14 protein-coding genes and 1 pseudogene are annotated in these 13,507 nt (G+C 52.5%); 7 read left to right on the top strand and 8 right to left on the bottom strand.

The genetic code is table 11. The annotated features are described in order from the left end of the window. Positions 1-57 precede the first annotated feature (57 nt). From lpxA to gloA, 4 genes are read left to right on the top strand one after another with little or no spacing between them, the layout of a single operon-like run. The gene (gene lpxA / locus AC0L73_RS01335) at positions 58-843 is read left to right on the top strand and encodes an acyl-ACP--UDP-N-acetylglucosamine O-acyltransferase (protein WP_227952179.1); all 786 of its coding nucleotides are present in this window, start codon (positions 58-60) and stop codon (positions 841-843) included. Beyond that, positions 806-1,681 carry an LpxI family protein gene (locus AC0L73_RS01330; protein WP_227952178.1) on the top strand — a complete coding sequence of 292 codons (876 nt, stop codon included), beginning with the start codon at positions 806-808 and terminating at the stop codon, positions 1,679-1,681. The genes lpxA and AC0L73_RS01330 overlap by 38 nt, the downstream gene beginning before the upstream one ends. Then, complete coding sequence (lpxB, locus tag AC0L73_RS01325; RefSeq protein WP_473654693.1) at positions 1,678-2,841, top strand: lipid-A-disaccharide synthase; 1,164 nt, start codon at positions 1,678-1,680, stop codon at positions 2,839-2,841. The genes AC0L73_RS01330 and lpxB overlap by 4 nt, the downstream gene beginning before the upstream one ends. 1 nt (position 2,842) lies before the next feature. Beyond that, positions 2,843-3,253, top strand: coding sequence for a lactoylglutathione lyase (gene gloA / locus AC0L73_RS01320; RefSeq protein WP_473654692.1), 411 nt, complete (start codon positions 2,843-2,845; stop codon positions 3,251-3,253). A gap of 212 nt (positions 3,254-3,465) precedes the next feature. On the opposite strand, the gene gltA is transcribed toward gloA, so the two are convergent. Next, positions 3,466-4,773 carry a citrate synthase gene (gene gltA / locus AC0L73_RS01315; RefSeq protein ID WP_473654691.1) on the bottom strand — a complete coding sequence of 436 codons (1,308 nt, stop codon included), beginning with the start codon at positions 4,771-4,773 and terminating at the stop codon, positions 3,466-3,468. Positions 4,774-4,901: 128 nt separating this feature from the next. After that, positions 4,902-6,305: a glutamate--tRNA ligase gene (gene gltX, locus AC0L73_RS01310; protein ID WP_473654690.1), complete on the bottom strand. Its 1,404-nt coding sequence runs from the start codon at positions 6,303-6,305 to the stop codon at positions 4,902-4,904. Positions 6,306-6,421: 116 nt separating this feature from the next. Between gltX and AC0L73_RS01305 the strand changes: the two genes are divergently transcribed. The 3 genes from AC0L73_RS01305 (at position 6,422) to AC0L73_RS01295 (ending at position 8,516) form a co-directional block, all read left to right on the top strand. Further along, positions 6,422-6,619: a hypothetical protein gene (locus AC0L73_RS01305; RefSeq protein ID WP_473655474.1), complete on the top strand. Its 198-nt coding sequence runs from the start codon at positions 6,422-6,424 to the stop codon at positions 6,617-6,619. Continuing rightward, positions 6,525-6,950: a DUF4131 domain-containing protein gene (locus AC0L73_RS01300; RefSeq protein WP_473654689.1), complete on the top strand. Its 426-nt coding sequence runs from the start codon at positions 6,525-6,527 to the stop codon at positions 6,948-6,950. Before AC0L73_RS01305 ends, AC0L73_RS01300 begins: the two co-directional genes overlap by 95 nt. 105 nt (positions 6,951-7,055) lie before the next feature. Then, the gene (locus AC0L73_RS01295; protein WP_473654688.1) at positions 7,056-8,516 is read left to right on the top strand and encodes a ComEC/Rec2 family competence protein; all 1,461 of its coding nucleotides are present in this window, start codon (positions 7,056-7,058) and stop codon (positions 8,514-8,516) included. An 11-nt stretch (positions 8,517-8,527) separates the two neighbouring features. Here the strand turns inward: AC0L73_RS01295 and lexA are convergent, their stop codons facing one another. The 6 genes and pseudogenes from lexA to AC0L73_RS01265 all read right to left on the bottom strand — a co-directional run bounded on the left by lexA (position 8,528) and on the right by AC0L73_RS01265 (position 13,469). Then, positions 8,528-9,250, bottom strand: coding sequence for a transcriptional repressor LexA (gene lexA, locus AC0L73_RS01290; protein WP_227952172.1), 723 nt, complete (start codon positions 9,248-9,250; stop codon positions 8,528-8,530). A 103-nt stretch (positions 9,251-9,353) separates the two neighbouring features. Continuing rightward, a complete protein-coding gene (locus AC0L73_RS01285; protein WP_473654687.1) occupies positions 9,354-10,568 on the bottom strand; it encodes a molybdopterin molybdotransferase MoeA in 1,215 nt (404 codons plus the stop codon). Next, the gene (moaC, locus tag AC0L73_RS01280; protein ID WP_473654686.1) at positions 10,565-11,041 is read right to left on the bottom strand and encodes a cyclic pyranopterin monophosphate synthase MoaC; all 477 of its coding nucleotides are present in this window, start codon (positions 11,039-11,041) and stop codon (positions 10,565-10,567) included. The genes AC0L73_RS01285 and moaC overlap by 4 nt, the downstream gene beginning before the upstream one ends. A gap of 10 nt (positions 11,042-11,051) precedes the next feature. Continuing rightward, positions 11,052-11,842: pseudogene (gene trpC / locus AC0L73_RS01275) on the bottom strand (indole-3-glycerol phosphate synthase TrpC). Continuing rightward, positions 11,839-12,879 carry an anthranilate phosphoribosyltransferase gene (gene trpD, locus AC0L73_RS01270; RefSeq protein WP_227952168.1) on the bottom strand — a complete coding sequence of 347 codons (1,041 nt, stop codon included), beginning with the start codon at positions 12,877-12,879 and terminating at the stop codon, positions 11,839-11,841. The pseudogene trpC and the gene trpD overlap by 4 nt, the downstream one beginning before the upstream one ends. Next, on the bottom strand, positions 12,876-13,469 hold the full coding sequence (locus tag AC0L73_RS01265; protein WP_227952167.1) for an anthranilate synthase component II: 594 nt from the start codon (positions 13,467-13,469) through the stop codon (positions 12,876-12,878). Before AC0L73_RS01265 ends, trpD begins: the two co-directional genes overlap by 4 nt. Between the last annotated feature and the right edge of the window lie 38 nt (positions 13,470-13,507).

Genomic DNA, 13,507 nt, shown 5'->3' with positions numbered 1-13,507 from the left:
CTGCGTTAGCTATAGCGCAATAGTTTAATCTGATTTGTGAAGGTAACTGGATACTGAATGGGCAATATTCACCAGACAGCAATTATTGAAGACGGTGCGTCGGTTCATTCGGATGCGATTGTCGGCCCCTTTTGTGTTGTCGGCAAGGATGTCACGCTTGAAGCGAATGTGAATCTGAAATCGCATGTCGCAGTGGATGGCCATACCCTTATCGGGCAAGGCACAACCATATTTCCGTTTGCTTCCGTCGGGCATGCGCCGCAGGATCTGAAATACTCCGGCGAACCATCAAAACTCACGATTGGTGAAAACTGTATAATTCGCGAGCATGTCACGATAAACCCCGGAACTGAGGGGGGCGGCATGCGAACCGAGATTGGTAATCAATGCCTGCTTATGATCGGTTCCCATGTTGCGCATGACTGTATTCTTGGGGATCAGGTTATCCTTGTGAATAATGCGACCTTGGGTGGGCATGTTGAACTTGGCGATTTCGTTATTATCGGCGGTCTTTCTGCGGTACATCAGTTTGTCCGTATCGGGGAACATGCAATGATCGGCGGGGCGTCCGGCGTTGAGACGGATGTAATTCCTTTTGGATCGGCAACCGGAAATCGGGCAACCCTTGGCGGCCTCAATCTTACCGGAATGAAACGACGAGGGTTTTTGCGGGATGATATTCATGCCCTGCGCAGCGCGTATAAATACATGTTTACCGGGGAAGGCACCTTTGCGGATCGTTGCAAGTCTGTGCCAGAAGAATTTGCTGGTTTCCCTTCCGTGCAAACGGTTTTAAAATTCATCAATGAAGAAACAAAGCGTGGATTCTGTCAGCCAGAATAACGCAACGAGCATGCGTGTCGGGATTATTGCTGGAAGCGGCAGCCTGCCTCTTGCTCTGGCCTCTACATTACGTGCGCGTGGGGAGGCACCATATCTTCTTCTCGTTGAGGGGGAGGCAGATCCTGCGCAATATGCTGATTTCCCTCACGAAGTAATCCGGATTACGAAGGTGGGTCGTTTCCTGAAAGCTTTGTCCCGCGAAAATTGCACCCATATTACGCTCGCCGGACCGGTGAAGCGTCCAGACCTTAAAAATCTAGTGCCGGATATGGAGGGGGTAAAGCTCCTCGGTCGGATTACCGGCGCGGCGCGTAAAGGGGATGACGGTCTGATGAGGGCCATCACCACTTATGTGAAGGACAAGGGGTTTACCGTTGTTGGCGTCCATGAACTGGCGACAGACTTGCTGGTGGCGACTGGGTGTCTTGGTAAAGTCACTCCATCAGCTGGGGATGAGGCGGACATCGCCGCCGGTATTCGTATAGTAAAGGCCGTTGGCGCGCTTGATATCGGTCAGGCTGCAATTATCCGGGACGGCTATGTATTGGCAGTTGAAGCTGCCGAGGGGACGGATAAGCTTTTAATGCGGACTTCGGAGTTTGCCTGGGATGAACCTGCCGGCGTCCTCGTCAAGCTATCCAAGCCGGGCCAGGAATTGGCAGCGGATATGCCGACCATTGGCCCGGAAACGGTCTCCCTCGCAGCGAAGGCTCATTTGCGTGGTATTGCGGTAGAGGCGGGATTGACGCTCGTCCTTGATTTGAAGGAAACCCTACGCCGGGCAAATGAGGCCGGATTATTCGTGGTCGGGCTTGATCCGAAAAACATAATAAAATGAGTAAGGGGACCCATCGCCGGGTTTTTATGCTGGCCGGGGAACCCTCTGGCGATGCGCTTGCCGCGCGGCTTATGAATGGGCTGAAGGAGCAGGCGCCAGACTTGGAATTTTTCGGAGTTGGTGGCCCACTCATGGCGGCGGAGGGGCTTGAAAGCCTCTTTCCGATGGAAGAACTGAGCGTGATGGGCCTGTTTGAGGTTCTGCCCAGATTGCCGAAACTCCTGAAACGAATTGATCAGACTGCGGCAGAGGTCAAACGCGTTGCCCCAGATATTTTTATAACAGTCGATGCGCCGGATTTCAGCTTTCGCGTGACACGAAAGTTGGCTGGAACTTCCTTTCCGAAGGTGCATTATGTTGCGCCGTCGGTCTGGGCTTGGCGCCCGGGCCGGGCAAAGAAGGTCGCAGCGCTCTATGATCATATCCTGACGTTGCTTCCGTTCGAACCACCTTATTTTGAAGCAGTAGGGCTCCCCGCCAGCTTTGTCGGCCATTCAGTGATTGAGACGGGTGCGGATAAGGGCGACGGTCCGGCATTTCGCGTGCGTCACGGCATCGCGCCGGAGGAAAGACTTTTGATGATGTTGCCGGGAAGCCGGCGCGGGGAAGTTAGTCGGCATCTTCCCATTTTCAAGGATACAGTGGCGCAACTGCTGGCCGAGATTGGATATTTCCGTTTGGTTGTACCGGTTATCGGGCGTGCGGGTGAAATCATCCGAGCGGAAACTGCTGATTGGGATGCTGACGTTCTTATTGTCGAAGGGGAGGCAGAAAAATTTGATGCGATGGCCGCATCAGATTTGGCTCTGGCCGCTTCCGGCACTGTCGCCTTGGAGCTTGCACTCGCGCGTTTGCCAACCGTGATAGCTTACCGAATGAACGTGATTACGAATATGATTGCCCGTCGCGTCGTAAAGCTGGACCATGTTAATCTGGTGAATATCTTGCTGAAACGGGAGGCCGTGCCCGAATATATACTGGAGAACTGTACAGCAGATAATCTGGCGCGAGGTCTTGCTGAGCTTTTCCGTTCAGACGAAAAACGAGCCCAGCAGATTGTATCCTATGAGGAGGCCATGTTACAGTTGGGCGAGGGCGGCGCAGCCCCCGGGGCGCGGGCAGCGGAGATTATCCTTAAACTCATCGCAAGGAAAAAATAATATGAGTGGCACTGACAACAGCAATTTTCGATTGCTACACACGATGATCCGGGTCAAGGATCTAGACAAATCCATCGATTTTTACGTCAATAACCTGGAAATGAAATTGCTGCGCCGGACGGATTTTCCCGGTGGGAAATTTACTCTTGCCTTTGTTGGCTATGGAAAGGAAAAGGATACGGCAGTCATTGAACTGACCCACAACTGGGATCAGGAAGAGCCCTATGATTTAGGAAACGGCTTTGGCCATCTCGCGCTCGGTGTTCAGGATATCTATGGGATATGCGATAAGCTGGCGGCGCAAGGAGTAAATATTCCGCGTCCGCCCGGACCAATGAAACACGGCAGTTCCGTCATTGCCTTTATTGAGGATCCGGACGGCTATAAAATCGAGTTGATAGAGCGGAAATAGGGGATTAGTTGCTGCCGAAATACCATGCGGCGGCAAAGAATAACAGCATAGCCGCAGGCAGAAGAATCATGGATAGCTTTCTGATGCGGTAAAAAAGCGGCGCCCGGTTATCGTTCGCCGCCTTAAAATAAAGTCGTCTCGCAGAATGGGCGCCTTTGGGTCCAACCAAAGGCGCCATTTTCTTGCTTCTGAGCGAGACATCATTCATGTGATTACCGTTTGTCCAGATCAACATACGGGCGTTCGGAATAGCCCGTGTAAAGCTGACGCGGACGCCCGATTTTCTGTGATGGATCTTCCATCATCTCGTTCCATTGCGCAACCCAGCCGACGGTGCGGGCAACAGCGAACAGTACGGTAAACATGCTGGTTGGGAAACCAAGAGCCTGCAGAATGATGCCGGAATAGAAATCGACATTCGGGAAGAGCTTTTTCTCAACAAAATAGGGATCCTCGAGAGCAATCTTCTCAAGTTCCATTGCCAACTTGAGCATTGGCTCGTCCTTGATGCCAAGTTCATCCAGAACTTCATAGCAAGTCTGCTGCATTACTTTGGCGCGCGGATCATAGTTTTTATAAACCCTGTGACCAAAGCCCATCAGGCGGAACGGATCGTTTTTGTCTTTTGCCTTTGCGATATATTCCTGAACCCGGTCAACACTGCCAATTTCATTCAGCATGGTGAGCACGGCCTCGTTCGCGCCACCATGCGCGGGACCCCAGAGACAGGCAATACCGGCCGCAATACAGGCAAACGGGTTCGCGCCGGAGGAACCGGCGAGCCGTACTGTAGAGGTAGAGGCATTTTGCTCATGATCCGCATGAAGGATGAATATCCGGTCCATAGCGCGGGCAATAGTCGGTGACAGCTTATAGCGTTCCGCCGGGACACTGAATGTCATATGCAGGAAATTTTCCGCATAGGACATTTCATTGCTCGGGTAGATAAAGGGCTGACCAACTGAATATTTATAAGCCATTGCCGCGATTGTCGGCATTTTTGCGATCAGACGGTAGCTGGCAATCATCCGCTGAGTCGGATCGGTAATATCCGTACTGTCATGATAGAATGCGGACAGGGCGCCAACCACGCCAACCATCACGGCCATTGGATGTGCGTCGCGACGAAAACCCCGATAAAACTGGGTCAGTTGCTCATGGAGCATGGTGTGATAGGTGATGTCATGTGTGAATTTGTCTTTCTGAGCGACATCAGGAAGTTCCCCTTTGAGCAACAGATAGCAGACTTCCATAAAGTCACTTTTTTCCGCAAGCTCTTCGATCTTGTAGCCACGATGCATCAGGATGCCCTGATCACCATCAATATAGGTGATCGCAGAATCGCAAGAGGCGGTCGAGGTGAACCCTGGATCATAGGTGAAATGGCCTGTATCGGCATATAATTTGCGCACATCTATGACCGACGGCCCAACGCTGCCCGCGATTAATGGCAGGCTAAGCGTTTTATCGTCCGATCCTTCGGACAGGGTGACATTGCCGGTAACGGTAGAGCTACTCATTCATCCACTTCCTTTTCGTTTTTCAGGCATTTGTCGCGCCCGTATTTACAAAAAAATTCCGGGTGGAATTTCTCATCTTTATATGACGATTTTATCGTCGGTACATTTGCGCCCCGTTGCAGTTGACCTTATTCCGAAACCACATCCCGAATTCGTCCGATAGACTGTTCCCGGCCCAGAACGACCAGAACATCGAATATGCCGGGTGAAACCGTGGTTCCAGTGAGCGCCGCACGCAAAGGCTGTGCGATTTTCCCTAACTTGAGGTCTTCGGCCTCCGTTGCCGCGCGAACGGCCGCCTCAACCGTATCCCCGTTCCATTGATCAAGCGTCTCTAATCTGTCCGCCAGACGCATAAGAACAGCGCGCGCCTCTTCGGTAATCAGGCTTTCGGCTTTTTTATCCAGCTCAAGCGGTCGCTCGGCAATCAGAAACAAGGAACTCTCTGCGAGGGAGTTTACAGATTTTGCGCGTTCTTTCAAGCCGTTCATGGCTTTTTCTATTAGTTTCAGATGATTAGAAGATATCTCATGGCCGGTATTTTTGGCTAAAATTGGGGCAACAAGGCTCGTCAGATAGCCATCATCCGCTTGCCGAATATAGTTGCCATTCAGATTTTCAAGCTTGGCAAAATCAAAGCGCGCCGCAGATTTTCCAATATTTTCAAGGTTAAACCATTCAATTGCCTGCTCGGTCGAGATTACCTCATCATCTCCATGGGACCAACCAAGCCGCAAAAGATAGTTTCGGAGCGCTTCGGGCAGGTAACCCATATCACGATAGGCTTCCACGCCAAGCGCACCGTGGCGTTTTGACAATTTCGCGCCATCCGGGCCATGAATCAGAGGGATATGGGAGTGGTTCGGCACCGGCCAGCCGATCGCCTCAATTAACTGTTTTTGTCGCGCGGCGTTGGTGAGATGATCGTCGCCGCGGATAATGTCAGTCACACCCATATCATGGTCATCTACAACAACAGAGAGCATATAAGTAGGGGTTCCATCAGCGCGCAGCAGGATCATGTCATCAAGCTGTTCATTGGCAAAAGTAACGTCGCCCTGAACCTGATCATGGACAATGGTGACGCCTTCATTCGGTGATTTGAAGCGAACTACCGGATCGACACCGCTTGGGGCTTCCGACGGATCGCGATCACGCCAGCGACCGTCATAGACGGGCGGACGGCTTTCAGCCCGTGCGATCTCACGCATTTCCGCAAGTTCCTCCTTGGAGGCATAGCAGTAGTAAGCCTTGCCTTCGTCCAGTAGTTGTCGCGCAATCTCGGCATGGCGTTCGCGTCGGGAGAACTGAAAAACTGGTTCTTCATCCCAATCGAGACCCAGCCACTTCATTCCCTCCAGAATGGCGTCAATCGCTGCATCCGTAGATCTTTCCCGGTCCGTATCCTCGATGCGAAGCAGGAACTTTCCCTTGTTGTGGCGCGCATAGAGCCAGTTGAACAATGCTGTACGGGCACCGCCAATATGCAGAAAACCGGTTGGGGAAGGGGCGAAACGTGTTACGACAGTCATAGGAATTTACTTTGCAATTCGTCAGTTATAAAATTGATCCGGGTGATCAGTAAAAAGCAGGCATTTGTACCCTGTGTCTCGGCAGAGGGCAAGTATGCCGTTGGAAGGCGCGAGCTATGAGCCTTTTGGGCCTATTTGACCATGATAATCTGATGGCTCAATTCCTCCGGGACCGCACCCGTTGGTTCCTCTGGTTTCCGGCGTTGATCGGTTCCGGCATTGCTATTTACTTCTCTCTGTTGTTTGAGCCTGATCTGTCTTGGGTTGCACTTGCCGGTCCCTCTCTTGCTCCTGATTTACGCTCTGAAGGATAGGGCAGTTCCTTCGGCTCGTTTGTTCATTGGGGCGTTGTGTCTTGTTTCCATTGGTTTTTCGGCGGCAATTCTGCGCACAGAGATTGTTACTGCGCCAATATTGCAGAAGAAATTGGTAACGGAACTGACCGGCCGTGTCCTTGAAAAATCAACCAGCTATAAATCCGCAAAATTTCTAATCGGCGATCTGCGGCTCGAAACAGATAATGATATTCCGTCGCTTGCCTATGTCCGGCTGTCTTCGCGAACAAATTTCCGGGAAATCAGCCCCGGCCAGATAGTTAAAGTGAAGGCGGTTCTGCTGCCGCCGCCTGAACCGGCCTATCCATGAGGCTATGATTTCCAGCGACATTCTTTTTTTAAGTCCATCGGCGCTGTCGGTTATAGCATCAGCGCGGTTGACGTTGTCGGGCAGGAACATAGCCTGCTTTCACGAATGCGGAGCCTATCATCCGAAATAAGAGCAAGTATTGCGGAATTCGTAATTGCCAACGCGCCACCGGAGGATGCAGGCTTTGCCATCGCGATCATGACCGGCGACAAGGCGGCAATCCCGGAGGATCAACTCGATGCCATGCGATTTTCCGGCCTCGCTCATTTGTTGGCAATTTCGGGTATGCATATGGGGATGATCGGGGGGCTGATTTTCTTCGCTGTGCGTTTCCTGATGGTTCTTTCCCCTTACATTGCCCTTTACTATCCGGTGAAGAAAGTTGCGGCAATTGTTGCGCTGATTGGCCTCGCGGGATATCTGTTTGTTAGCGGGATGAGTGTTTCAGCCATCCGCGCCTTTATCATGATTGCGGCTCTTTTTCTTGCCATTTGTTTCGATAGAACCGCGCTTTCGCTTCGGATGGTTGCGATTGCTGCGGTGATTATTCTAATTCTGTTTCCGGAAAGCCTGGTGAGTGCCAGTTTCCAAATGTCCTTTGCGGCTGTGTTCGCGCTTATATCCCTTTACGAGCAAGCCGGACCGGCTCTCTCCCGCTTTGCGCGAAGCGGCGGAATGATCAGAAGGGGCGTGGCCTATATCGTTGGTGTAGCCCTGACCTCCCTTGTCGCGGGACTCGCGACAGCACCCTTTGCACTTTATCATTTTGGTCAGGTCGCGACCTATAGCCTGATTGCCAATCTGTTCGCCGTACCAATAATGGGGCTCTGGGTTATGCCGGGAGTTATTCTGGCCTTTATTGGCCTCCCGTTCGACTTTACCTTCCCGCTTAGCATTGTCGGTAGCGGGATTGATCTTATTCTCTGGGTAGCGCATGAAACGGCAACTTTACCCGACGCGGTGCTCTATCTCGGAACTTTTTCAGCGCTCCAACTGATCGGGGGCACATTTATTGGGCTATGGTTTATTATCTGGCGACAGCCCGTCCGTTGGATCGCCCTTCCAATGCTTGTAGCCCTTATGCTGACAATCTTTAGTAATCGATCGCCGGATATATTGATCTCTGATAGCGGGAACCTTTATGCCTTGAAAACCGGGGAGGGGGAGACATACTACTCCTCCCAAAGGGCGGACCGGTTCGAAGCCGACCGTTGGCGGCTCGTTATGGGAATGGATGTGGTGGATGAACAACCCTCAAATCTCGTTTGTGATCCTTCAGGATGTGTATTGCGCCAGAACTCGGAATTGATTGCGTTTCCGGAGACTATGTCCGGGGTGGAGATGGATTGCCGACGTGCCAATATCATCGTGAGCCGCATTCCTGCACCGAAAAATTGCAAAAATGCGCAACTCGTCATAGATAAGTTCGATCTCTGGCGCCGCGGTTCACATAGCCTCTATTTTATGTCGGATGGGAAACTGCAGGTTGACACAGCCAATGATCTGCGCGGTGACCGTCCATGGGTGCCGGAAAGATACCGAAACCGCCCTGAGAAGGCTGAGTGACCTAATTTAATTTAATATTGGCGGAACAGTCCCACTAGATGCCCCTGCACCTTGACTTGATCGGGACCAAAAATACGGGTTTCATAATCAGGATTAGCCGCTTCAAGCGCGATGGAGCCGCCTTTGCGCCGGAGCCTCTTGAGAGTTACCTCGTTATCATCAATCAGCGCGACTACAATCCTGCCGTTCTCAGCCGTCTCGCTTTCGTGGATGATAACAGTATCGCCATCATGAATACCGGCATCGATCATCGAATCGCCGGCAACTTCCAAGCAATAATGACGGCCCAGACCAACCATTCCTGCAGGCACGCTCACAAAATTGCTGGGGTCGCTTAAAGCCTCAATCGCTGTACCGGCAGCGATCCGTCCATAAAGCGGGAGAGAAATAGAACCATCTTCATCCAAATTGACGGAACTGCTTGCGTCTTCTTTCGCACGCCCGAAATTAACCTCGACCAATTTGGGAGAGCCCGATGTTTTGGTGATATTCGCGTCCGCCGCAATCCTGTTTCTGAGATCATCGGGGAGCTTCAACACTTCGAGTGCCCGCGCACGATGCGGCAGACGGCGGATAAAGCCTCGTTCTGTCAGGCCTGTAATCAATCGGTGAATGCCGGATTTAGATTTTAAATCAAGCGCTTCCTTCATTTCGTCGAAAGAAGGAGAAACTCCTCGCTTTTCCAGACATTCATGGATGTATAGAAGGAGTTGGTGCTGTTTTTTAGTCAGCATATGATAATCCACCGTATAGAACAAATCAAAAACATTTCATGAATGTTCTATAAAAGTTCTCTTTCTCCGTCAAGGAAAAAGAGCAAGCGCTACGGCCGTTACATCAGACGGCAGGATATGGTTGAGTAAGCGGGATCATGTCAACCTCTGCCCCTTTTTGTAGCGCGTCGGCGAAGGGAGCGCGGACAATCAGGCAATCGGCTGAGGAAAGCGGGGAGAGCATGGAACTGTCTTGCTTTGCGAACAGCTCAACAACGGGCCGACCGTCTTTCTCGCCGGTAATAGTGGCGCGCATATAGTCTTCACGCTGGTCATTTGCTTTCATTGCATGACCGAGTAAGGCCTTCTGCCGCGTTGGACGTCGCGGGATAATGCCGCGCAAGGCATCAAGTGCCGGGATAAGGAAGAGGTAGCTGCAAATCATGCTGGAGACTGGGTTGCCCGGCATACCGAGCATGGGTATGCCGGAGAAGCTGCCAAACATAAGCGGTTTACCATGGCGCATGGCAATCCTCCAGAAATCTACGGAAAGCCCTTCCTTGCCGAGAACCGGCTGGATCAGGTCATGATCACCAACCGACGCGCCGCCCAAAGTAATAAGCATATCTGCCGATTTGGCGTCCTTTACCTTTTCACGCAAAGACTCGGCATTGTCCATCGCGATGCCGAGATCAATGGCCTCTCCGCCCGCTGCCTCGATAAGTGCCGCGACAAGCAAGCTGTTCGAGGAAATAATCTGGTTTGGGCCGATTGGCTCACCAGGGCGGACAAGTTCATCGCCGGTGGAAAGCAAGGCGATCTTCGGCTTACGCCGGACAGTCACCCACGGAATATTCATGGCGGCCAGCAGGCCGATATCCCGCGGGCTTAAAATTCGCGGAGCAGTGAGGCCGACATCGCCTTGACGAAAATCAAGTCCGGCCGGTCTGACATAGGTGCCCTTTGCGGCGCGTTCCTTAATGGTTACCGTGTTGTCATTGAAGTCGGTATCTTCCTGAATGACGATGGTGTCTGTGCCTTGGGGCAGAGGGGCGCCGGTGAAAATACGCACGGCCTCGCCCGCCTTCACCTCTTTATCATAGGCGCCACCTGCGGGGACTTCCCCGATGATCTTGAGATCCACCGGGATCGATTTAAGATCGCCTGTCTTGACCGCGAAGCCATCCATCGCAGACATATCGGCAGGAGGCTGGGTCCGGCGGGAGAGGGCATCTTCCGCCATCACGCGGCCTGCCGCCGCGCTGAGCGCAACAACTTCCGTTCCAACGGGAAGAATGTCTTTCAGGATTTTTGTGCGGGCTTCATCTACGGAAATCATGATGCTTCATAAGTTCCTGATTTGCCGCCGCTTTTCTTTAATAACCGCGTATTGAGAATAGTCATGCCGCGATCGACTGCCTTACACATATCATAAATGGTGAGCGCGGCTATCGATGCGGCGGTAAGCGCCTCCATCTCCACGCCGGTGCGGCCCTTCAGCTTGCAGGTGGCACGAACCTCAATCATGTTCTCTGCTTCCTGAATGGTAAAATCGACCGTGACATTGCTGAGCGCGAGAGGGTGGCAAAGTGGGATAAGGTCCGATGTTTTCTTGGCCGCCATTATACCGGCAAGGCGGGCGACGCCCAGAACGTCGCCCTTTTTGGCATCGCCATCCTGTATGAGTTTCAGGGTCTCGGGCGCCATCTTGATGCAGGCGGCGGCAGTGGCCTCTCGTTCTGTTACATCCTTATCGCCCACATCGACCATATGGGCCGCACCCTTTTTATCGAAATGGGTCAGCTTTCTCAAAATGCTCTCCTTAACCCCGGTGGAGTAGGGTGCGAACGGCGGCAGCTACATCATCCTGCCGCATCAGGGATTCGCCAACCATGAAGCAGCCGCAGCCCGCCTTTTCCATGCGGGTGAGATCCTCTGGCGTATAAAGGCCGCTTTCGCTGACGGCGATGCAATCATCTGGCAGGGCGCCGGCGAGCTCTTCTGTCGTCGCGATATTCACTTCCAGTGTTTTCAGGTTTCGATTGTTAATACCGATCAGCGGGCTTTTAAGCTTTACAGCCCGGTTCAACTCTACCCGATCATGTACCTCGATCAGCACATCCATACCCCAATCCTGTGCGCAAGATTCAAGTTCTTCCGCCTCGGTATCATCAAGCGCTGCCATGATGAGCAGGATGCAGTCGGCCCCAAGCGCGCGGGCTTCAGCCACCTGATAGGGATCGATCATAAAATCTTTTCGCAAAACAGGCAGGGACACCGCATTCCGCGCAGCTAAGAGATAATCGTCGGAGCCCTGAAAATAAGGAATATCCGTAAGTACGGAAAGACAAGTTGCGCCGCCGTCTTCATAGGCCTTGGCGAGGGACGGTGGATCAAAATCTGCGCGGATCAATCCTTTCGAGGGGAGGCCTTCTTGATCTCGGCGATCAGGCCATATTCCCCTGCCTCCCGGCGGGCTTTGAGAGCACGGATAAAGCCACGCGGTGCAGTGGCGGCTTTGGCCGCGGCCTCAATATCTGAGAGGGAGGTGCGGATTTTAGCTTCACGAACATGCTCGCGCTTATCATCGCAAATTTTTGCAAGAATGCTCATTCGCTGTGTCCTGTTTCATTGGAGATGCGCTTTAACGTCTCAAAGGCGGTGAGCGCCTTGCCGCTATCGATGGACTGCTTGGCAAGTTTGATGCCGTCCGCTACCGTGTCACATTTTCCGCCGATCATAATTGCCGCGCCCGCATTCAACAGGGTTACGTCACGGTAGGGACCTTTCTCCCCGTTTAGTAACCCCATAAGGGCTTTCGCATTTTCTTCCGGTGTGCCGCCCTTCAAATCCTCAAGCGAGACTTTCTTGAGGCCAAATTCCTCGGGTGTAATGTCAAATTCTGAAAAATCACCGTTCTTCATCTCGACAACTTTAGAGGGCCCCGTTGTCGTTAGTTCGTCAAGACCATCAGAGCCATGCATGACCCATATATGGGTAGAACCAAGTTCCTTCAGGGTTTCGGCCATCGGCCGCATCCAGCGCGGATCATACACACCGATTAACTGGCGCTTCACAGCGGCTGGGTTAGACATAACACCGAGGAGGTTGAAAATGGTGCGAATGCCAAGTTCTACCCGTGTTGGACCGACATGCCGCATGGCCCCATGATGACGATAGGCGACCATAAAGCCAATGCCAGCCTCATGAACCGCGCGCTGTGTCAGGTCAAAATCACATTCCGTATTGATGCCGAGAACAGCCTGAACATCCGCCGTGCCGGAGCGGGAGGAGGCGGCTTTGTTGCCATGCTTGGCAACGGGAACGCCTGCGCCAGCGGTCACAAAAGCAGCGGCCGTTGAGATATTGAGCGTGCCGTGGCCATCCCCGCCAGTACCAACCACATCTACCGCATTTTCTGGAGCCGTGATGTAGGTCGCCTTTTCCCGCAAGACTGAGACACCGCCAATCAGTTCATCGACTGTTTCGCCACGCAAATGAAGTCCCATCAGAAAGGCACCCATCTGCGAAGGCGTCGCGTCGCCGGAGAGGATGATGTTAAAGGCGATTTTCGCCTCAGCTTGGCTTAACGTCTGGCCAGCAGCGATCTTTGTGACCAGCGCCTTGAAATTAGGTTGAACATCACTCATGCCGCGGCCTTGGAATCCGGGCGAGTAAGGTTAAGGAAATTTTGCAGAAGATCATGTCCATGTTCGGACGCAATGCTTTCGGGATGGAACTGAACGCCGTGCAGCGGCAGGCTCTTGTGACTGAGGCCCATAATAACCCCGTCTTCCGTTGTCGCGGTCACTTCCAGAGTGTTGGGAACGGTTGCCGGATCGATGGTCAGGGAATGATAGCGCGTCGCAGTAAAGCGGTTAGGCAGCCCCTTAAAGAGGCCCGTGCCGTTATGGATAATCTCCGATGTTTTGCCATGCATAAGCTGATCGGCACGGACGACTTTGCCACCGAATGCCTGCCCGATTGTTTGATGGCCGAGGCAAACGCCTAAAACGGGCATTCCGGTCACACTGGCACGTTTAACTGTTTCAAGGCAGATGCCTGCCCGATCCGGATCGCATGGGCCGGGAGACAGAACTATGCCGGAGGGATTTTCTTCGAACAGTTCATCCACGGTCACCACATTGTTGCGATAGACCTTCACATCCGCGCCTAATTCCCCAAGGAAATGCACGAGATTATAGGTAAAGCTGTCGTAATTATCAATTAACGTAATCATATCAGTACTATATCACGCTTTCTTAAATGTGCGTCAGA

The organism is Sneathiella sp. D3-11, from assembly GCF_055809395.1.
Note: the sequence above shows the minus strand (reverse complement) of the source record. Positions and strands in the feature narration are given on the sequence as shown.

Coding starts and splice junctions, on each gene's coding strand:
- lpxA (WP_227952179.1), top strand. CDS start 58: ATGGGCAATATTCACCAGACAGCAATTATTGAAGACGGTGCGTCGGTT.
- AC0L73_RS01330 (WP_227952178.1), top strand. CDS start 806: ATGAAGAAACAAAGCGTGGATTCTGTCAGCCAGAATAACGCAACGAGC.
- lpxB (WP_473654693.1), top strand. CDS start 1,678: ATGAGTAAGGGGACCCATCGCCGGGTTTTTATGCTGGCCGGGGAACCC.
- gloA (WP_473654692.1), top strand. CDS start 2,843: ATGAGTGGCACTGACAACAGCAATTTTCGATTGCTACACACGATGATC.
- gltA (WP_473654691.1), bottom strand. CDS start 4,773: ATGAGTAGCTCTACCGTTACCGGCAATGTCACCCTGTCCGAAGGATCG.
- gltX (WP_473654690.1), bottom strand. CDS start 6,305: ATGACTGTCGTAACACGTTTCGCCCCTTCCCCAACCGGTTTTCTGCAT.
- AC0L73_RS01305 (WP_473655474.1), top strand. CDS start 6,422: ATGAGCCTTTTGGGCCTATTTGACCATGATAATCTGATGGCTCAATTC.
- AC0L73_RS01295 (WP_473654688.1), top strand. CDS start 7,056: ATGCGGAGCCTATCATCCGAAATAAGAGCAAGTATTGCGGAATTCGTA.
- lexA (WP_227952172.1), bottom strand. CDS start 9,250: ATGCTGACTAAAAAACAGCACCAACTCCTTCTATACATCCATGAATGT.
- AC0L73_RS01285 (WP_473654687.1), bottom strand. CDS start 10,568: ATGATTTCCGTAGATGAAGCCCGCACAAAAATCCTGAAAGACATTCTT.
- trpD (WP_227952168.1), bottom strand. CDS start 12,879: ATGAGTGATGTTCAACCTAATTTCAAGGCGCTGGTCACAAAGATCGCT.
- AC0L73_RS01265 (WP_227952167.1), bottom strand. CDS start 13,469: ATGATTACGTTAATTGATAATTACGACAGCTTTACCTATAATCTCGTG.